The sequence below is a fragment of the Streptomyces sp. NPDC085932 genome, assembly GCF_044540525.1.
GTDB lineage: Bacteria > Actinomycetota > Actinomycetes > Streptomycetales > Streptomycetaceae > Streptomyces > Streptomyces levis.
The window spans coordinates 1,525,473-1,544,246 of record NZ_JBITSJ010000001.1 but is presented as its reverse complement, the minus strand read 5'-3'; the positions used below and the strand labels follow the sequence as shown (position 1 = coordinate 1,544,246).

At 73.2% G+C, this 18,774-nt stretch carries 17 protein-coding genes; 6 read left to right on the top strand and 11 right to left on the bottom strand.

What is annotated here, in order from left to right; all coding sequences use genetic code 11:
- The first annotated feature begins 110 nt into the window (after nucleotides 1-110).
- A complete protein-coding gene (locus ACIGAQ_RS06500; protein WP_399779572.1) occupies nucleotides 111-1,307 on the top strand; it encodes a glycoside hydrolase family 64 protein in 1,197 nt (398 codons plus the stop codon).
- A 70-nt stretch (nucleotides 1,308-1,377) separates the two neighbouring features.
- A complete protein-coding gene (locus tag ACIGAQ_RS06495) occupies nucleotides 1,378-2,490 on the top strand; it encodes a PP2C family protein-serine/threonine phosphatase (RefSeq protein WP_399779570.1) in 1,113 nt (370 codons plus the stop codon).
- A 64-nt stretch (nucleotides 2,491-2,554) separates the two neighbouring features.
- On the opposite strand, the gene ACIGAQ_RS06490 is transcribed toward ACIGAQ_RS06495, so the two are convergent.
- On the bottom strand, nucleotides 2,555-2,791 hold the full coding sequence (locus ACIGAQ_RS06490; protein ID WP_311686343.1) for a chaplin: 237 nt from the start codon (nucleotides 2,789-2,791) through the stop codon (nucleotides 2,555-2,557).
- 216 nt (nucleotides 2,792-3,007) lie between these two features.
- Between ACIGAQ_RS06490 and ACIGAQ_RS06485 the strand changes: the two genes are divergently transcribed.
- Complete coding sequence (locus tag ACIGAQ_RS06485; protein WP_094051327.1) at nucleotides 3,008-3,214, top strand: hypothetical protein; 207 nt, start codon at nucleotides 3,008-3,010, stop codon at nucleotides 3,212-3,214.
- Nucleotides 3,215-3,308: 94 nt separating this feature from the next.
- Here the strand turns inward: ACIGAQ_RS06485 and ACIGAQ_RS06480 are convergent, their stop codons facing one another.
- The 5 genes from ACIGAQ_RS06480 to ACIGAQ_RS06460 all read right to left on the bottom strand — a co-directional run bounded on the left by ACIGAQ_RS06480 (nucleotide 3,309) and on the right by ACIGAQ_RS06460 (nucleotide 9,574).
- Nucleotides 3,309-3,800, bottom strand: coding sequence for a DUF5709 domain-containing protein (locus tag ACIGAQ_RS06480; protein ID WP_311686403.1), 492 nt, complete (start codon nucleotides 3,798-3,800; stop codon nucleotides 3,309-3,311).
- A gap of 166 nt (nucleotides 3,801-3,966) precedes the next feature.
- Complete coding sequence (gene prcB / locus ACIGAQ_RS06475; protein WP_399779567.1) at nucleotides 3,967-4,815, bottom strand: proteasome subunit beta; 849 nt, start codon at nucleotides 4,813-4,815, stop codon at nucleotides 3,967-3,969.
- A gap of 78 nt (nucleotides 4,816-4,893) precedes the next feature.
- The gene (locus ACIGAQ_RS06470; RefSeq protein ID WP_399779565.1) at nucleotides 4,894-6,372 is read right to left on the bottom strand and encodes a hypothetical protein; all 1,479 of its coding nucleotides are present in this window, start codon (nucleotides 6,370-6,372) and stop codon (nucleotides 4,894-4,896) included.
- 104 nt (nucleotides 6,373-6,476) lie between these two features.
- Nucleotides 6,477-8,840 (bottom strand): glycoside hydrolase family 65 protein, encoded by a 2,364-nt coding sequence (locus tag ACIGAQ_RS06465; RefSeq protein ID WP_399779563.1) that lies wholly within the window; start codon nucleotides 8,838-8,840, stop codon nucleotides 6,477-6,479.
- Nucleotides 8,837-9,574 (bottom strand): beta-phosphoglucomutase family hydrolase, encoded by a 738-nt coding sequence (locus ACIGAQ_RS06460; RefSeq protein ID WP_362283507.1) that lies wholly within the window; start codon nucleotides 9,572-9,574, stop codon nucleotides 8,837-8,839. Before ACIGAQ_RS06460 ends, ACIGAQ_RS06465 begins: the two co-directional genes overlap by 4 nt.
- 110 nt (nucleotides 9,575-9,684) lie before the next feature.
- Between ACIGAQ_RS06460 and ACIGAQ_RS06455 the strand changes: the two genes are divergently transcribed.
- Together ACIGAQ_RS06455 and ACIGAQ_RS06450 are read left to right on the top strand one after the other, a co-directional pair.
- Complete coding sequence (locus tag ACIGAQ_RS06455) at nucleotides 9,685-10,329, top strand: nucleoside/nucleotide kinase family protein (RefSeq protein WP_311686354.1); 645 nt, start codon at nucleotides 9,685-9,687, stop codon at nucleotides 10,327-10,329.
- A gap of 39 nt (nucleotides 10,330-10,368) precedes the next feature.
- Nucleotides 10,369-10,878, top strand: coding sequence for a GNAT family N-acetyltransferase (locus ACIGAQ_RS06450; protein ID WP_311686356.1), 510 nt, complete (start codon nucleotides 10,369-10,371; stop codon nucleotides 10,876-10,878).
- A gap of 114 nt (nucleotides 10,879-10,992) precedes the next feature.
- On the opposite strand, the gene ACIGAQ_RS06445 is transcribed toward ACIGAQ_RS06450, so the two are convergent.
- The 5 genes from ACIGAQ_RS06445 to ACIGAQ_RS06425 form a co-directional block, all read right to left on the bottom strand.
- Entirely contained in the window at nucleotides 10,993-12,708 is a 1,716-nt protein-coding gene (locus ACIGAQ_RS06445) for a hypothetical protein (protein ID WP_399779560.1), read from the bottom strand.
- Between the two features lie 2 nt (nucleotides 12,709-12,710).
- A complete protein-coding gene (locus ACIGAQ_RS06440) occupies nucleotides 12,711-13,613 on the bottom strand; it encodes a carbohydrate ABC transporter permease (RefSeq protein WP_399779558.1) in 903 nt (300 codons plus the stop codon).
- The gene (locus tag ACIGAQ_RS06435) at nucleotides 13,610-14,521 is read right to left on the bottom strand and encodes a carbohydrate ABC transporter permease (protein ID WP_399779556.1); all 912 of its coding nucleotides are present in this window, start codon (nucleotides 14,519-14,521) and stop codon (nucleotides 13,610-13,612) included. The genes ACIGAQ_RS06440 and ACIGAQ_RS06435 overlap by 4 nt, the downstream gene beginning before the upstream one ends.
- Nucleotides 14,522-14,636: 115 nt before the next feature.
- Entirely contained in the window at nucleotides 14,637-15,965 is a 1,329-nt protein-coding gene (locus ACIGAQ_RS06430; protein WP_399779554.1) for an ABC transporter substrate-binding protein, read from the bottom strand.
- 278 nt (nucleotides 15,966-16,243) lie between these two features.
- A complete protein-coding gene (locus ACIGAQ_RS06425) occupies nucleotides 16,244-17,365 on the bottom strand; it encodes an ROK family protein (RefSeq protein ID WP_399779552.1) in 1,122 nt (373 codons plus the stop codon).
- A 240-nt stretch (nucleotides 17,366-17,605) separates the two neighbouring features.
- Between ACIGAQ_RS06425 and ACIGAQ_RS06420 the strand changes: the two genes are divergently transcribed.
- Nucleotides 17,606-18,505 (top strand): N-acetylglucosamine kinase, encoded by a 900-nt coding sequence (locus ACIGAQ_RS06420; protein WP_399779551.1) that lies wholly within the window; start codon nucleotides 17,606-17,608, stop codon nucleotides 18,503-18,505.
- The last annotated feature ends 269 nt before the right edge of the window (nucleotides 18,506-18,774 follow it).

Genomic DNA, 18,774 nt, shown 5'->3' with positions numbered 1-18,774 from the left:
GTTCGTGACGGACGGGTTGGCTGGGACGCCGCTCGTCCGTAGCATCCGTGGCGATTGCCCTGAGAGCGCTCTCAGGCGTCTCCCCACCCGCACCACAGGAGGCCCCCCACATGACTCCTCGTCACCACCGCCCCGTCGCCCGCCGTACGCTCCTCGCCGGTCTCGGCGGCGCCGTGGTCGCCGCCCCTGCGGTCGCCGCGCTGGCCCCCCACGCCCTCGCGGAGACCACCCCGAGCACGCCGAAGGCGGCCGCCGCCCTGCCCGTGACGCTCGTCAACAACAGCGGTTCGTTCGGCAACGCGAGCGTCCACGTCTACGTCGTGGGCAACGCCGACGGCCGTCAGGTGCGGTTGCGCCCCGACGGCACCCTCGCCCCGGTGGCCCTGTCGGACAACGGCGCCGACGGCTTCACCGACTACGCGATCCCGCTGGCCGGCAGCGGCGAGACGCGGCTGTCCCTGCCGTACATGTCCGGCCGGATCTACGTCTCGCTGGGCGCGAAGCTGAAGTTCAAGGTCGTCGCCGACGGCGCCGGCAACCCGGCGCTGCAGTACCCGGCCGGCTGGGTGTCCTCGGACCCCAACTACGGGGTCCTGCACGACTGTGCCGAGTTCACGTACAACTCCGCGGGCATGTTCTGCAACACCACCATGGTCGACATGTTCAGCGTGCCGATGAGCATCCGGCTGACCGGCGCCAAGGACCAGACGACGGGCACGCTGCGCGACGGGGGCCGGGCGGCCGCGTTCGCCGCCGTGCGGCAGATCCCGGAGTTCGCCCGGCTGGTGGTGGACGACACGCGGATCATCGCCCCCGGCCACGGCCTGGACGCCGGACTGTTCGCCGAGGACTACTTCGCGCCCGCCATCGACGAGGTGTGGAGCACGTACACCGGCCGGGACCTGAAGGTGACCACCAACGCCGGTACGTTCACCGGCCGGGTGCGCGGTGAGCGGTTCACCTTCACCGGGCCCGCCGAGGTGTCGTTCGGCAAGCCGTCCACGCGCGACGTGCTGTTCTGCGACGGCGCCCTCGCCGCCCCCAACGACGGCACGACCGGCCCGGTCGCCGCGATCCTGGGCGCCGGGTTCAACCGCTCGACGCTGCTGGGCTCCGCCGCCCAGCCGACGACCGACCCGGCGTCCTTCTACCACGGCGAGCTGACCAACCACTACGCCAAGGCCATGCACGCGGCCGCCGAGGACGGCAAGGCGTACGGCTTCGCCTTCGACGACGTGGCCGACTTCGCCTCCTACATCCAGGACACGGCGCCCACGGGCTTCCGGCTGACGCTCACGCCGTTCTAGCCCGGCCGCGCACGCCGCGGAGGCGCCGCCCCGGCGTGCGGTGGCCGGTCGGGCGTTGCAGCGTGGTGGTGTGAAAGTGACGCGCGGCCGGTCCCGCACGGCCCCCGAACGGGACCGGCCCGGCTGGCTGCGCGGGGCACCGCCGCCGTGGTGGGCCCGGGTGCTGCCGACGGCGCTGCTGGTGGGCGTGTGCCTGGCGGAGCTGATCAGCCCCGAGCCGCTCGACATCGGGTTCCTGCTGGGTGCCATCCCGCCGCTGGCCGTGCTGGCGCACGGGCCGGTGACGACGGCCGTGCTCGGGGCGCTGGCGGTGGTGGTGCTGACCGTCCCGGTCTTCGCCCTGGACGATCCGGGCAGTACGGATGTGCTGACCGTGTGTTTCGTGTCGGTGCTCAGCGTGCTGCTGTCGTACGTGCGCAGCCGGCGGGACGCGCAGCTGGTCACCGAGCGGGCCGTGGCCGAGGCCGCACAGCGGGCGGTCGTGCCACCGCTGCCGGAGCGGGTCGGGCCGGTGCGGTGCGCGGGCCTGTACCGGGCCGCACAGCGCGGGACGCTCGTCGGGGGCGACTTCTTCGACGTACGGGCCGGCCCCTATGGCGTCCGGGCGGTCATGGGCGACGTCCAGGGGCACGGCCTGTCGGCCGTCGCCACGGTCGCCTCGCTGCTGGGGGCCTTCCGGGAGGCGGTGCTGGACCAGCCGGACCCGAAGGCGGTGGCGGCCCGGCTCGACCGGAGGCTGACCGTGGACTCGGCGGACGACCCCCACGCCGAGCTGTTCGCGACGGCGGTCCTGCTCGACTTCTCCGCCGACGCCCGGGTGGTGCGGATCGTGGCGTGCGGTCAGTGCGGCCCGCTGCTGATCCGGGACGGGCAGGTCGTCGAACCGGACGTCGAGCCAGGGACACCGCTCGGGCTGGGACTCGCCGAGGCCGCCCCGCCCCGGGCCGTCTCGGTGCGGCTGCGCGCCGGTGACCGGCTCTTCCTCGCGTCCGACGGCGTCACGGAGGCCAGGGACGCGGACGGGGCCTTCTACCCGCTGGCCGAGCGGCTGCCGGGCCTGGCCGCCGAGGACCCGGCCGCACTGGCCGAGCGGGTGTGGTCCGACCTCGTGCGGCACTGCCCGGACGTCCGGGACGACGTGACGATGCTGGTGCTGGCGCCGTGCCCGCCGGCCGGGCCCTGACGACGGCCGGCGGCGGCCCGCACCATGGTGCGGGCCGCCGCCGGCGAGCCGTCCGGCCTGTACGTCAGTCCTTGATCGTGCACTCGTTGCCGAACGCCGGGTTGAGCAGCCCGATCACGTTGATCGAGTTGCCGCAGACGTTGGCGTTGATGTCGACCGGGATCTGGATGACGTTGCCGGAGAGGAAGCCACCGCTCTCGTTGGTGATACCGACGGTGCCGTCGTCGGCGCTCGCCGTACCGGCGAAGGCGAGCAGGGCGGCGCAGGCCAGGCCGGCAGCGGCGGTCACACGTGTGCGCATGGAAAAGCTCCTGTCAGTCGCGGGAACACGTGTCTTCACCCTCACCCGGAAATCGGCGGCGCGACATCCGGGGGCGTCCGAACGGGGTGCGGGGGGTCTGCGGGGCCCGGGCCGCGCTCTCCGGATGCACACCGCGCTCCCGCGGTGAATGGTGATAACGGACCCGTTTTCAGCACCGGGGCCGCACCAGCGATCCGGACCCTAGGAGCAGAGACCATGTCGACGTCACAGCCCCCCGCGTCCCGGCCGCCCGAGGACAGCACCACCCCGGACCGCCTGCTCCACGCCCGCACCGGCACCGACGTGTCACCGGAGGACCTCGTCCTGGCCTCGGGCAAGGACCTCACGCCGCACAACCTCGAATGGGCCAAGCGCAAGCTGGCGGCGGAGGGACCGGCCGCGCTCGAGAAGCTGCTGCCCTAGCGCACTGCCCCCGCTCCGTACGAGGCCACCGCACCCGTCGCGCCCTGGTGCGGTGGCCTCGTACGTCGAAGACCGGTCAGCGGCGGGTGCGGGATCACACCCTGCCGTCGTCCTCGGGCAGCACGGTGTCGTCCTCCACCACGTGGACGGCGGCCTCCTCCGCGCCGGCCGCGCCGCCGTCGATGCCGACGTCGGTGGCGACGGTCTCCTTCGTGGTGTCCTCGTGGGCGCCCTCGTCCGGGGCGACCAGACGGCCGGCCCGGGCGGTGCCCGCCTCGGGGTCCACCGGTTCGCCGTCGCTGTCGGGGCTGTCGCCCACGCCGTCGCCGACGGGCTCGGCGCTGACGTCGGGGACCTCCTGGGAGAGCCGTTCGTCGAGCGTCTCGCCCTCGTGCTGCTCCGCGGCGGTGGTGCCGTGCTTGGTGACGCCGAGAGGCTTCTCCGGCGGGGAGTAGCCCTCGTCGAGGGTGTCGTCGTAGGTCCGCTCGTCGACGGCGTCCTGGAGGTCCAGCGGCGCGGCGTCCTCCTGCTCCTCGTTGGTCCCGGTGGGCTGGTACGCGTCGTCCGCCATCGGTTCGGGGCGCATCGGTTCCGTGCCCATCACTCCTGCCTCCCTGTCGCGCTGCGTCGACTCGTTCGTCTCCGCTGTCCGTTCCGCGTTTCCCGTAACGCGGGCCCTAACCTCGGCGGACGGCCGGATCCCCCGCTTGCCCGGGGAACGGGTGACGACGACGTGACCGAGCGCGTTCGGGTCACACGGCGGCGTTCGGCCCGTCGGGGCGGGTGCGGCGCTGCTCGACCGTCTCGCGGCTGAGCCGCTCCGTCTCCGCCTCGGTGAGGCGCTCGAAGCCGTCCTCGGTGATGACGGACACGACCGGGTAGATGCGCCGGGTGAGGTCGGGTCCGCCGGTGGCGGAGTCGTCGTCCGCGGCGTCGTACAGCGCCTGCAGCGCGGCCAGGGCCGCCTCGCGGCGGGTCATGCCCGGACGGTACAGCTTCTTCAACGCGCCCCGGGCGTACGGCGATCCGGACCCCTCGGCGTGGAAGCCGAACTTCTCGTAGCGGCCGCCGGCGACATCGAAGCCGAAGATGCGGCCGCGTCCGCCCTCCGGGCCGGCGGGGTCGTAACCGGCCAGCAGCGGGACGACCGCGAGGCCCTGCATGGCCTGGGCCAGGTTGCCGCGGATCATGGTGGCCAGCCGGGTGGCCTTGGCGGCGAGGGTCATGGGGATGCCCTCGATCTTCTCGAAGTGCGCCAGCTCGACCTGATAGAGCTTCACCAGGTCCAGGGCGAGTCCGACGGAGCCCGCGAACGCCACGGCGGTGTGGTCGTCGGCGGGGTGCACCTTCTCCAGGTCGCGCTGGGCGATCAGGTTGCCCATCGTCGCCCGGCGGTCCCCCGCGATCAGCACGCCGTCGCCGAAGGTGAGGGCCAGGACCGTCGTGCCGTGCGGGACGCCCTCGGCGCGGACGCCGTCCGGCAGGACGCGACGGGTGCTCAGCAGACCGGGGCGGTGGGCCGCCAGGAACTCCGTGAACGACGAGGACCCCGGCGTGAAGAACTCCTCGCCCAGCCCGCCCTCGTACTCGCCCAGCGCCATACCGGTCCCCCCTCGTCCGCGGCCGTCGTCCGAGTCCTACCTACCTGGACGGAACGGGCGGGAAACGCGCGTGGGGCGTCAGGGGCGCGGTGCGACGCGGACGTCGAGGTCCGAGACGCGGTGGACGGGCCAGGCGCGGGCGTACTTCGGCGGGGTGCCGCCGGCGGGTGCGAGGTGGGCGACCGGGAGCCGGTCCGCGGTGCGCAGGATCTCCGGCACGGTGGTGTTCTCGTTGTGTCCGGAGGTCGCGCCCGAGGAGCAGCCGGTGTAGTAGCCGATGGGGATCGCCTCGTGCCCGGTGAGCAGGCAGGGCGGGCGGACGCCGAGGCGGTGCAGGGCGCCGGCCGTGCGGTCCCAGTCGCGGCGGCTGTCGGTGTTGCGGGCCACGGCACCCTCCAGGACGGCGATCTGTACGGCCAGGTGCCCGGCCAGGCCGAGCGCGACCAGCGCGGCGGCGACCGGCCGCCAGGAGCCGCCCGGCCTGCGCACCACGTGCCACAGGGCGTCGGCCGCCGGGATCGCCAGCAGGGCGTAGGCCGGCTGGAGGAAGCGGGGAGCGGCGTAGCCGATCATGAACAGATAGGGCACGGCGGCCGTGGCGGCGCAGGCCAGCGGCACCAGGGTCCGTTCCAGGCGCCGGGCCCGGGCCGCGACGGCCACGGCGAGTCCGGCCAGCACGGGCAGGGCGAACCACCAGACGGTGACGACGGGATGCGGCACCGACCCGGTGCACGGCCGGCACAGGGCCCGTCCGCCCAGGCTGCGCAGCTGGTCGTCCACGGCGAACTGCCAGCCGAGCCCGCCCTGGATGCGGGAGGCGTCCGACAGCCGCTGCGCCAGACCGCCGTGGCCGAGCCACGCCTCGATCACCCACGGCAGGGCGCCCGCAGCGAGCCCCGCAGCGAGCACGAGCAGCAGGCGCCAGTGGCGCCGGGCCAGGGCGAGGGCCAGCAGGGGCAGGGCGACCCAGAGCGCGTCACCGGGCCGCATCAGCGCCATGAGCACACCGCCCGCGGCCACGCCCCACAGTGCGGCCCGGGCGGAACGTTCCCGCCGCGCGCGCAGGAAGCAGCCCACGCTGATCAGGGCGCCGATCGCGACCCAGTAGTTGGGCATGGCCTGCGGGCCGTAGAAGAGGGTCGTCCACAGCGTGGCGAACAGGGCACCGCCGACGACCAGGACCCTGGTCGGGAACAGGCCGCGCCAGGCGCGCAGGGCCAGGAAGAGGGCGGCTCCGGAGAGGACGGCGAGATAGACGCGCAGGAGCGGGACGGACGACGACCAGGAGGCGACGGGCGCGACCAGCAGGGACACGCCCCGGGAGCGGGGTGCGCTGAAGAAGGCCGCCGGGGTGTGGGAGGTGACCTGGCTGACGTAGACGATCTCGTCCCAGCCGAGGAGCAGCACGGGGCGGACGAGGGCGAGCTGCGCGAGGGTGAAGACGGCGGCGAGCGCGGCGAGCGCCCGGTCGCCGCGCTTCCTGCCGGCCGTGCCCGCCGCCGGCGGCTGGTCGCGCCGCCGCCTGCGGACGAGGATGGCGTTCGCGCCGTCGGCCATGTTCCGCCCCTTACCCCGTGAAGTCGGCAAACACGGACAAACTAACCCGCCGGCCGAGGGGGTGCAGGGCGGAATACGGCCAAGTGCCTGACGCGCCGGGACGGTCAGCGGGTGCGCGGGGCCCGGTGCGCCGGCTGCTCGGGAGCGGGACGCCGGGGCGACGGCGGGACGGGCCGGGTCACGGGCGTGTCCTCGCTCACCGTCAGCTCCGTGCCGTGGTGGCGGATGGTCAGGGGCGGTCCGGAGCGCAGGGTGTAGGTGGCCCGGCCGGTGGTGAGCTCCACCCGCAGCGACCGGCCGAGGAACCGGATCGTGAAGGCCAGGCGGCTGTACCGGTCGGGCAGACGCGGGGCGAACCGCAGGCCGCCGTCGGTGCAGCGCATGCCGCCGAAGCCCGCGACCAGCGCCATCCAGGTCCCGGCCAGCGAGGCGATGTGCAGTCCGTCGCGGGTGTTGTGCTCCAGGTCCCCCAGGTCCATCAGCGCGGCCTCGGCCGTGTAGGCGCAGGCCAGGTCGAGATGGCCGGTCCTGGCGGCCATGACGGCCTGGACACAGGCGGACAGGGAGGAGTCCCGGACGGTCAGCGGCTCGTAGTAGGCGAAGTTGCGCGCGATCTGCTCCTCGGCGTTGTCCTCGACGGCCTCCTCGAAGAAGCTGCCGCAGGTGTACATCGCCAGCACGAGGTCCGCCTGCTTGACGACCTGCTTGCGGTACAGGTCGAAGTAGGGGAAGTGGAGCATCAGCGGGTACTGGTCGGGCCGGGTGCGCGCGAAGTCCCAGCGCTGGTAGCGGGTGAAGCCGGCGTGCTGTTCGTGCACGCCGAGTTCCTCGTTGTAGGGGACGTGCATCGCCTCGGCGGCGTCGCGCCAGGCGGCCATCTCCTCCTCGTCGGCGCCGAGTCGCGCGGCCTCGTCGGGGTGGCGCTTGCAGGCGTCGGCGGCGGCCAGCAGGTTCGCCCGGGCCATGAGGTTGGTGTACGTGTTGTCGTCGGCGATCGCGCTGTACTCGTCCGGCCCGGTGACGCCGTCGATGTGGAAGACGCCCCGGTCGTCGTGGTGGCCGAGGGAGCGCCACAGGCGTGCCGTCTCCACCAGCAGTTCCACACCGACCTCGCGCTCGAAGGTCTCGTCGCCGGTGGCGGCCACGTAGCGCACCACGGCGTCCGCGATGTCGGCGCCGACGTGGAAGGCGGCCGTGCCGGCCGGCCAGTAGGCGGAGCCCTCCGAGCCCTCGATGGTGCGCCAGGGGAACGCGGCGCCGCGCAGGCCGAGTTGGGCCGCGCGCTCCCGGGCTGCGGGCAGGGTGTCCAGGCGCCAGCGCAGGGCCTCGGCGGCGGCTTTCGGCTCGGTGGAGGTCAGCACCGGCAGCACGAACGCCTCGGTGTCCCAGAAGGCGTGGCCGTCGTAGCCGGAGCCGGTGAGCCCCTTGGCGGGGATGGCGCGCTGCTCGGCGCGGGCGCCGGCCTGCAGCACGTGGAAGAGGGCGAAGCGGACGGCCTGCTGGATCTCCTCGTCGCCGTCGACCTCGACGTCGGCGCGCGCCCAGAAGTCGTCCAGGTACGCCCGCTGTTCCGCCAGCAGCCCCTCCCAGCCGCTGTGTCCGGCCGCCGCGAGGGCCGCCTCGACCTGGTCGCTCATCGCGGGCCGGGAGCGGGCGCCGGACCAGCCGTGGGCGACCAGCTTCTCCACCCGCAGCCGCTCCCCCGGCTCCAGGACGGAGGTGACGGTCAGCCGCGCCACGTCGACGTTGCTCTCACTGCTCGTGGTGGTCCGCTCGGGACCCGTCACGGTGTGGTCGGCGGCGACCGCGACCCGCAGGCCGCTGCGGCGGGTGCGGTGGACCAGGCGCAGCCTGGTGCCCGTGGCGAGGTCCTCCTCCGGCTCCAGGGGCGACTTCAGCGCACGGGCCGCGCGCGGGTCGCCGTCCGGCTCGGGCAGGCTCTCGTTGGCGACGAGTTCCGACTGGACGACCACGCGGGTGCGGCTGTCGACGGGCTCCACCTCGTAGGCCACGGCGGCGATCGCCCGCTGGGTGAGGGAGACCAGCCGGGTGGAGCGCACGCGTACGGTCGAGCCGGCCGGGGAGGTCCACTCGCAGACCCGCTCCAGCACGCCCCGGCGCAGGTCGAGGGTGCGCTCGTGGGCGACGAGCCGCCCGTAGCGCAGGTCGAACGGCTCGTCGTCGACGAGCAGGCGCAGCACCTTGCCATTGGTGACGTTGATGGCCGTCTGCCCCGACTCCGGGTAGCCGTAGCCGGCCTCGGCGTACGGCAGCGGGTGCAGTTCGTGGACGCCGTTGAGGTACGAGCCGGGCAGACCGTGGGGTTCGCCCTCGTCGAGGTTGCCGCGCCAGCCGACGTGTCCGTTGGACAGCGCGAACACGGACTCGCTCTGCGCCAGCACGTCCAGGTCGAGTTCCGTCTCGCGCACCGCCCAGGGTTCGACGCCGTACGCCCGCTGGGTTATCACTCGGCGCCTCCCAGTTCGGCCAGGTCCCGCACCACGACGTCGGCGCCGTGCGCGTACAGCGCGTCGGTCTGTCCCACCCGGTCGACGCCGACGACGTACCCGAACCGGCCGGCGCGGCCCGCGTCCATCCCGGCCAGCGCGTCCTCGAAGACGGCGGCCTCGGCCGGGCGGACCCCGAGGTCCTCGGCGGCCGCGAGGAACGTGTCGGGGTGCGGCTTGCCGGGCAGCTTGCGCTCGGCGGCGACGACGCCGTCGATGCGCACGTCGAAGTAGTGCTCGGCGCCGATCGAGCGCAGCACGTCCTGGCAGTTGGCGCTGGAGGAGACGATCGCGGTGCTCAGCCCGTGGGCGCGGACCGCCTCCAGATAGCGCAGCGTGCCCTCGTACGCCTCGACGCCGTCGGTGCGGATCTTCTCCAGGACCAGGTCGTTCTTGCGGTTGCCGAGGCCGTGCACCGTCTCCGCGCCGGGTGGGTCGTCCGGATCGCCGTCGGGCAGGTCGATGCCACGGGAGGCGAGGAAGGTGCGCACGCCGTCGGCGCGCGGCCGGCCGTCGACGTACTGGTCGTAGTCGGCCGGGTCGAACGGCCGGAAGTCCTCGCCGTCGCGGGCGCGCAGGAAGGCGTCGAACATCTCCTTCCAGGCGGCCGCGTGCACGACGGCCGTCTTGGTGACGACGCCGTCGAGGTCGAAGAGGCAGGCGTGGATGTCGTCGGGTAGACCGAGCTGCGTCATACAGGATCGGTTCCCCTCCCGGCGATGTTCCAGTGAGTGGCGCACGCCACACGCGCGGGGCGCGGCCCTGCCCGTACGGACGCCCGGAGCCGGGTGACACACTCTCCCCTGTGCCGCACACCTTCGACGATCTCGTCCGGCGCGCCCGTGCCCTCCCGCAGGGCGGGCGGCGCGCGGTCCTGGGCATCGCCGGCAGCCCCGGCGCGGGCAAGTCCACGCTCGCCGAGCGCCTGGTCCGGGAGCTGAACGGACCCGGCGAGCCGTGGGTCGCGTACGTGCCCATGGACGGTTTCCACCTGGCCGACGCCGAACTGGAGCGTCTCGGCCTGCGCGACAGGAAGGGCGCTCCCGCCACGTTCGACGCGGCCGGCTACGCGGCCCTGTTGGCGCGCCTGCGCGAGGAGGAGCACGCCGGGGACGTCGTCTACGCCCCCGGCTTCGAGCGCGTGCTGGAGCAGCCGCTCGCCGGCGCGATCCCGGTCCCGCCGACGGCCCGTCTGGTCGTCACCGAGGGCAACTACCTCCTCCTGGACACCGGCGCCTGGGCTCGGGTCCGGCCCCTGCTGGACGAGGTGTGGTTCTGCGAACTGCCCGAGCCGGAGCGTGTGCGCCGCCTGGTCGCCCGGCACGAGCGGTTCGGCAAGACCCACGAGGAGGCGCGGGCTTGGGTGGCCCGCTCGGACCAGCCCAACGCCGAGCTGGTCGCGGCGACCCGGGGACGGGCCGACGTGGTGGTGCGGACGGACGGGGTGTGACCGGCCCGGCGGCCCCCGCCCGTCCGGCATGATGTGCCCATGATCAGGTCCGCGACGCCGCACGACATTCCCGAGATCCGCGCGATGATCCGCGAACTCGCCGCCTACGAACGGGCCGAGGAGCACGCCAGGGCCACCGACGAGCAGCTGCGCGAGGCGCTGTTCGGTGAACACCCGGCCGCCCACGCCCTGATCGCCCAGGACGACGACACCGGCGGGATCCTGGGCTTCGCCCTGTGGTTCCCGCGGTTCTCGACCTGGACGGGCACCCGGGGCATGCACCTGGAGGACCTCTACGTACGACCGCAGGCACGCGGCTCCGGCCACGGCAAGGCCCTGCTCGCGGCCCTGGCCGCGCTCTGCCGGCGCAACGGCTACGACCGCTTCGAGTGGTGGGTCCTGGCCTGGAACACCCCCACGATCGACTTCTACAGGTCGCTCGGGGTGGAGCTCATGGACGAGTGGACCGTGTGCCGGCTCAGCGGCGAGTCCCTGGAGGCCCTCGCCGCCCAGGCGCCGACGGTGGTGGACCCGGCCCCCGGCGGGTGAGCCGGGCCCGGCGGCACGGTCGGTCCGCTGCGGACGACGGAGGCACTGCGCTGCGGCCCTGCGGGGTCAGTCCGGCGCGGCCCTGCGGGGTCAGCCCGGCGCGGCCCTGCGGGGTCAGTCCGGTGCCGACCGGCGGGCGCGCAGGGCGACGGTCAGGATGTGCGGGCCGAGTCCGCCGATGTAGACGCGGTCACCGGTCGTCGCGTCGGTGCCGCCGACCACGGTGTAGTCCTGACCAGGGTCGTACCGCAGGACGTCCCCGCGGTCCGGCCCGGCCAGTGGTTCACCCGCCTCCACGCCGGCCACGACCCGGATCTCGTCGCCACCGGCCCGGTAGGTCATCGGTCCGGCCGTCAGGCACCAGCGCCCCTCGCCGATCGGTACGGCACCCTCGACCACGCCGCCCGGGCGGAAGGTCAGTTCGAGGGCCCAGGGCACCCGTGGCCCGTCGATGCCGATCCGCAGGTCGGCACCGTCCTCGCGCAGGTCCGCCTCGACACGGGTGGTGAGGGAGACCTCGTCCCGGGGCCGGTCCTCGAAGGCCATCGCGGCCGAGAAGCGTCCTTCGTCCGCCATCCGGTAGGCGCCGTCGTCCCGGCGCAGGCCCGGCGGCAGCGGCTGGTAGTAGGCGGCCGAGAGGGTCTCGGTGAGCAGATAGCGGTGGCCGGCCGGTCGCCGCATGCCGGCGGCGCGGAACGGGCCCAGGTCGAAGAAGCCCCGGGCGAGGCGGACCGCGTCCAGGACCGCGTCACCGGCGAACAGCCGCAGGAAGGTGGGATTGCAGGCCAGGCCCGAGCGGATGCGCCGGTGCGCCGGCACGTCGGAGCCGCCGTACACCACCGTGTGCGCGGTGGCCGAGGCGTGGTCGGCGAGGCGCGCCGTGGTGAGGTACCGCCCGCGTGGCAGCTCCGGCGCGGCCGGTGCCGGCAGGACGCCGCACAGGTCCGGGGTGAGGAGTGTCTCGGGGAGCAGTCCGGGGTCGTCGATGCCGCCGGCGGCCGCCTGCCGCGCCGCCCGGCTGAAGTCGCCCCGGCCGGTGCGGATCGCGAGCAGCCGGTAGTGCGGCAGGTAGGGCGCGAGCGGGAACGGGGCGTGCTGGTCCTGCCGCCGCGAGTGGACGGTCTCCACGGTGCCGTCCGGCCGGATCAGGTCCAGGGTGGTGGTGAGGTTGCGCACGACGGCGTCCAGCAGGTCGGCGCGGCCGAGCACGTCGGCCAGCAGCAGCAGCGAAGGGTTCGACACATGGGCCGCGTAGTTGGCGCTGCGTTCCGAGTACAGGCCCTCCGCGTCGATGTCGACGCCCTCGGCTAGCCACTCCCCGATCCGGTCGAGCAGCCGTTCGTCGGGGAACGACCGGTGCAGGCGGGCCAGCGCCGCGCACAGTTCCCAGCGGTGGTTCGGGGTGTGCACCCCACCGGCCAGGAGCGCCTCGCGGGTGGCGCCGGCGATCCCCGCGAGGGCGGCCGTGACGTCACCCAGTTCCGGCCCGGCGCCCGCGGCGAGGACGTGCGCGTCGCACACGTCGTTGACGGTGAACGCGGAGTCCGGCGGGGACTGCACGTTGTCGCCGCCGGCGAAGAGACCGCCGGCGGTCTGCGCGGCCCGCAGGGCACCGAGGTGGGTCATCGCGGCGGCGACGGCCTGCCCGCTGCCGTGCAGGGCCGAGTGCGGGGAACGGTACGCCGCGATCAGGGTCTTCACCCGCAGCGCCAGGGCGCGGTGGGTCACCCCGGCGGGTTCCTCGTCGGGGCGGGAGGCCAGGGGGACGGCGAGCCGGTCGGCGGCACGGGCCGCCGACCGGACGAATGCGTGGTCGGGCTCGACGGGCACGGTCAGTCCTTCAGTCCGGCGTTGATGTCGGCGTTCATGACGTAACGCTGGAACACCAGGAAGACGACGATCAGCGGGATCATGGAGATGACCGATCCGCCGAGCAGCACCGACCAGTTGATGTTCTGCGCGCCGACGAGGCTCTGGATGCCGATCTGCACGGTGAACTTCTCGGGGTCGTTGAGCATCAGCAGCGGCCAGATGTAGTCGTTCCACCGCCACTGGAACGACAGGATGGCGAGCGTCAGCATGATGGGCCGGGAGATCGGCACCATGATCCTCAGGAAGATCGACAGCTCACGCGCCCCGTCGATGCGGGCGGCCTCGATGAGTTCGTCGGGGACCGTCAGGAAGAACTGGCGGAACATGAAGCACCCGGTCGCGGTGAGCACGGCCGGGAGGATGATGCCGGCGAGCGAGTTGTAGAAGCCGAGGTCGCGGACCACCAGGAAGAGCGGGGCGAGCATGACCTCGCCCGGCAGCATCGTGGTGGCCAGGATGCCGACGAAGAAGGCCTTGAGCCACTTGTTGTCGTACTTGGCCAGGGCGTAGCCCGTGCAGCAGCTGACTCCCACCGTGAGGATCGTCGCGATCACGCACACGACGGCGGTGTTGATGAAGTACTGGGAGAAGTTGGCGCTGTCCCACGCCGCCTGGTAGCCCGACACGGTGGGGTCGTGCGGGAACAGCGTCAGCGGCAGGGAGAACAGGTCTCCCGCCGGCTTGAAGGAGCTGAGCACGAACCACAGCACCGGCACCCCGTAGAGGGCCGCCAGGACCCACAGCAGGGTCGTCGCGGGGATCGCGCGCCTGAGCCCGCCACTGGCCGCGCCGCCGGACCGCTTCCCGGGAACAGCCCGTCCGGGCGTGGAGTCGACCTTGCGCGGCATGTCCGTGGTTGTCATCGGTTCTCCACCCGCCGGTTGACGATCAGCTGGATGACCGCGACGGCCATCAGGATGAGCATGAGAACGAACGACGCGGCGCTCGCGTAGCCGATCTGCCCCGACTTGAAGCCGGTCTGGTAGATGTACTGCACCAGCAGGTTGTTCGACGTTCCGGGCCCGCCGTTGTTGAGGGAGGCGAACAGCGGATACTCCTTCATCGCGTGGATCGTGTTGAGCAGGATGACGATGAAGGACGTGGGCGCGATGCTCGGCAGGGTGATGCTCACGAACTGGCGCCACGGACCGGCGCCGTCGAGCGCGGCCGCCTCGTAGTACGACGCCGGCACGTTCTTGATCGCCGCGATGAACAGCAGCATGGAGAAGCCCGTCCAGGCCCAGGACGCCGCCACGACCACCACCAGCAGCGACAGGTCCGCGTTCGACTGCCAGGGAACGGCGTTGCCGCCGACCTTCTCGATGAGGTAGTTGACCAGTCCGAAGTTCTCACCGAACAGCCACCGCCACAGGACACCCACGACGATCGGCGACAGCAGCCACGGGATGAAGAAGAAGACACGCGCGACCGAAGCGCCCTTGGCGTGCCGGCTCACCAGAAGGTTGGCGATGAGCAGCGAGAACACGAAGTTCAGCGGGACGAAGAGCACGGTGTACAACAGCGTCCGGGTCACCGCGTCGTAGAAGGTGGAGTCCCCGAAGAGGTTGCTGTAGTTGTCCAGTCCGACGAACTGGAACGCCCCCACGCCCGTGTAGTTCGTGAAGGAGTAGACGAGCCCGATCACCGCAGGCCAGACGAAGAACAGCGCGAAGAGCACGACATTGGCCGCGATGAGGACGAGCGGCGCGAGGGTGTAGCGACTGCGTCTCCTGGGCGGGCTCGCGGACACGTCCGGGGCGCGTTTGGTCATCTTCCTGACTCCGTGCTGGTGGAAGGGGTTGCGGTGGGCTCACGGCGTGAGCCGGGCGGCCATGGGTGCTCGGGGCCGGACGGCCGGGACTCGGCCCGGCCGTCCGGCCCCCGGCTCACGATCCGCCGCCGACCTGCTGGTTGTAGCCGGCCACGATGTTGTCCAGGGCCTTGTCGACCGACTGCTGGCCGTTGATCGCCTTGCCGAGCTCCGTCTTGGTCGGGTCCTCGGTGAGGCTCTTGCCCTTCAGCACCCAGTTCGTCTGCGCGGTGTTGAAGTAGCCCGAGATCGGCTCGTACAGCGGGATCGACTCGTTGTAGAGCTTGAACGCCGCCTGGGCCGCCTCGGAGGTGAAGGGGTACTTCGGGTTCAGGCCGGTCTCGACGGGCAGGAATCCGGACGCCTCGCACAGCGCGCGGTAGTGGTCCGGCTCGTACAGCCAGGACATGAACTTCTTCGCGGCGCCGGCCGCGGCCTCGTTGTTGTTGAAGCCGACCATCATGCCGCCGCTGTTGACGTCGCTGGCCTGCACCGGCTCGGCGGGGGTCGGGACGCTCGCCCACTCGAACTTCTTGATGCTCTCGGCGAAGGCGGGCACCTGCCACACGCCGGACCAGTAGGCGACCACGTCACCGCTCTGGAACATGGCGGACGGGTCGGCGCCGCTGGTCCACACCGACTTCGGCATGGTCTTGTCGTCGTTCAGGCCGACGAAGCGCTTCACGGCCTTCCGGGTCGCGGCGTCCACGGAGAACGTGCCCGAGGAGTCCGCGTGGACGTACTTGCCGCCGAGCTCGTACACCATGGCGCGCAGCCGGGAGGGCGACTGGTCGAAGGTGAGGGAGTACTTGGCGCCGGTCTTGTCCCGGACCTTGTCCGCGGCCTTGATGAAGTCGGTCCAGGTCCAGGTCTTCTCCGGCGAGGTCGGGTAGTCGACGCCGGCCTTCTCGAACAGCGACTTGTTGATGTACAGGCCCGACGCGGTGATGTCCGAGGGGATGGACAGCACCTTCCCGGACGAGTCCTTGGCGATGAAGTTCTTGTTGATCTTGTAGCTCTTGTTGTCGGCGATGGAGCTGAGGTCGATCAGCTTGTTCGCCCAGATCGGGTCCAGGGCCGGCACGGCCGCCACGTCGGGCAGCGAGTTCGCCTGCGCGGCGTTGTGCAGCTTCGCCGGGTACCCGTCGTAGGGGATGTTGACGAGCTTGACGGAGACGCCGGCTTCCTTCTTGTACTGCGCCACCATCTTCTTCCAGCCCGCGTCCTGCCCCGGGACCGTGGAGATCCAGAACGTCAGCGACTTCTCGCTGCCGCCCGAGCCGGACCCCGAGCCGCAGGCGGAGAGCACCAGGGCACCCGCCGTGGCCACGGCGGCGAGCGGAACCAGGCGGCGTATGCCGCCGCGGCCGAGCCGGCGGGAGCGCCGCACACCCACACTGATCATCTTCGATCCCTTTTCTCGTAGCGGAGGAAGCACGGCGCCAGCCGAGGCGGCACGGGTGCATTGTGCAGGAGATGTCGAATGTCGCTTCCGGGGCGCGGCCTCGCCCGGCCGCGTCGCCTTCACGGGTGGGGTCCCCGGCCATGACGGCCGGCACCGCACAAGCTCGCCCTGGTGCGGCTGCCGTACTGCGCGTACGAGCGGGAGGCTTACCCGGAGTCGGCGTCCCGGCCGACTTAGAAAGCGCTTGTCCGGACATTGGCAGACCGATGGCGCGGCCGTCAATGCTTCGTCCGCACAGCTCCGGTCACGGTTTGAATTCCATGGGCCACGGCCAGCCTGCTCGCGCCCGCCACGGTCCCGGTGTCCCCCACCACGCTGCTGACCACCTCGGTGGGCCAGCTCAGCCGGGCCAGCTCGGCCCGCACACCGGGCAGGAGCTGCGGATCCGCGCCGGTGCCGCCGCCCAGCACGATCAGCCCCGGGTCCAGCACGGCGGCGACGGCGGCGGCGAGCCGGCCGACGTCGGCGGCGTGCGCGTCGACCACGGCACGGGCGGTGGCGTGCCCCTGCGCGGAGAGGGCGAGCAGCCGCTGCGCGGTGCGCGGCCGGGGCCCGTCCCCGTCCCGCCAGGCCTCGGCGGCCCGGCGCAGCAGGGTGCGCGAGCCCATGCGCTGCTCCAGGCCCTCGTGGCGCGGGGCGCGGTCGTCGTCCCACGGGTAGGGCAGCCGGGCCACCTCACCGGCGGCGCCGTTCGCGCCGCGCAGGACCCTGCCCCCGATGACGACGGCGAGACCGATGCCGACGCCTATGCGCAGATAGCCGAAGGTGTCACGGCCGACGGCGGCACCCTCGTGCAGTTCGGCGAGGGCGGCGCAGTTGACGTTGTTCTCCAGGTGGACCGGGACGCCCTCGGGCAGCGCGACGGCCATGGCGTCGAAGACGGGACCGGCCTTGGCGGTCGCGGGGCGCTCCCCGGCGCCCTCCCCGTCGCGCGTGGGCACGTCGCCGACCGCGACGACGACGGCCCGCAGCGGGGCCCCGGCGGGCAGCGCGTCGAGGACCTCGCGCACGGTGCCGGCCGCCTCCGGGCGGGACCCGGTGCCCTCGGCGAGCAGCGTGCCGTCCAGGGCGCAGCCGCGCGCCCGCGTCTCGGCGGGCCCGAGGTCCACGGCGAGCACGGCGCCCGCGGCCGGACCGAGCCGGTAGACGGCGGCGCTGCGGCCGGTGGATCCGGAGGCCCGCCCGGAGTGGGCGGCGAGCCCGGCGGTCTCCAGCTCGGCCACCGCGGCGGAGACGGTCGGCTTGGAAAGGCCCGCACCGGTCGCCAGCTGGGGGCGGGTGGCCGTGCCCGTCCCGGCCAGTACGTCGAACACCACACGGGCACTCTCACTCAGGTGCATGGTCTCCCCAGGTCGTGCTGCGGCCGGACAGGGCAGCCGCAAGGGTGGCGCGGCAGCGGGAATTCCGTGCCTCTTGACGCACCCTACTTCGTTAGTTAACTTCCTAACGAACTTCACGGTACTCGCCTGCCGTGCCCCGCAGAAGCCCGTCCCGGGGCTTCCCTACCTCCTCAACTGCCGTGGTCCGACGGGCGGTTCGCCTGCCGCCCGCCGTGACCGCGCAATGACGGGAGAGGCTCCGTGCAGGACTCCACGCCGTACGCGGTCGGTATCGACGTGGGCGGCACCAAGACACAGCTGCGCGCCCTCGCGGGCGACGGGACCGTCGTGGACCGCGTCCGCAGCAGTGCGGGCTGGCGCCCTCACGACGCCCCGGCCGCGGCGGGCTGGCTGGCCGCGCTGGTCCACGACGCCCTGCCCGCGCACGCCCGGCCGTCCGCGGTCGCCGTGGGCGGTCACGCCTGTGAGACACCCCGCCAGTGCGCGGGCATCCGGGACGCGCTTCAGGAGCGGCTGGCGGTACCCGCGCTGGTCGTGGGCGACGCCGAGCTGCTCGTCCCGGCCGCCGGCCTGGACCGGGCTGTCGGCCTGGTCGCCGGTACCGGTTCGGTCGCGGTGGGGCGCTCCCCCGAGGGCGATCCGGTGCAGGTCGGCGGCTGGGGCGCGGTACTCGGCGACGAGGGCGGCGCGGCCGGCCTCGTCCGGGAGGCCGCGCGGGCCGTCTGGGCGGCACACGACCGCGGCGAGGAACCCGACGCGCTGGCGGCCGGTCTGGTCGCGGCGTTCGGCGTGGCCGAGGTGCCCGCGCTCGGCGCGGCCCTGGAGGCCGCCACGGACGTCTCCGCCGAGTGGGGACGCCACTGCCCGGTCGTCTTCGCGGCGGCCGAGGCCGGCTCACCGCTCGCCCGGGCCGTGATCGCCGACGGCGGCCGGGCGCTGGCCGCCCTGGTCGTCCGGCTCGCCGCGCGCGGCGTCACCGTGGACGACGTCGTGGTGGCGGGCGGCACCGTGCTCGCCCAGCCGGCCCTCTACGAGGCGTTCACCTCCGCCCTCGCCGAGTCCCTGCCCTCGGCCCGTGCCCACCGCCTGGGGGTGCCGCCGGTGCAGGGCGCGCTCACGCTGGCCCGTTCGCTGCTGTGAGCCGGGCGGCCGCCGTTCACCGTCCGGATCCCGGCCCGTGGCCCGGCCCTCCTCCCGGGGTCACGCCCCGGCCGTGGACCGTCGCTCGTCCGCACCGGGTGGCACCGGATCCCACCCGTTCCCCTCAGGTGGCCCCGAAGTCACCCGTTCCCATCGGGTGGCCCCGAAGTCACCCGTCCGCCCCGGAGGCCGCCGATGTCGCCGATGTCGCCGCAGGCACCCGGGCCGCACACCGCACCGCCCTCCGGCCGCACGGCCGGGGTTTGCCG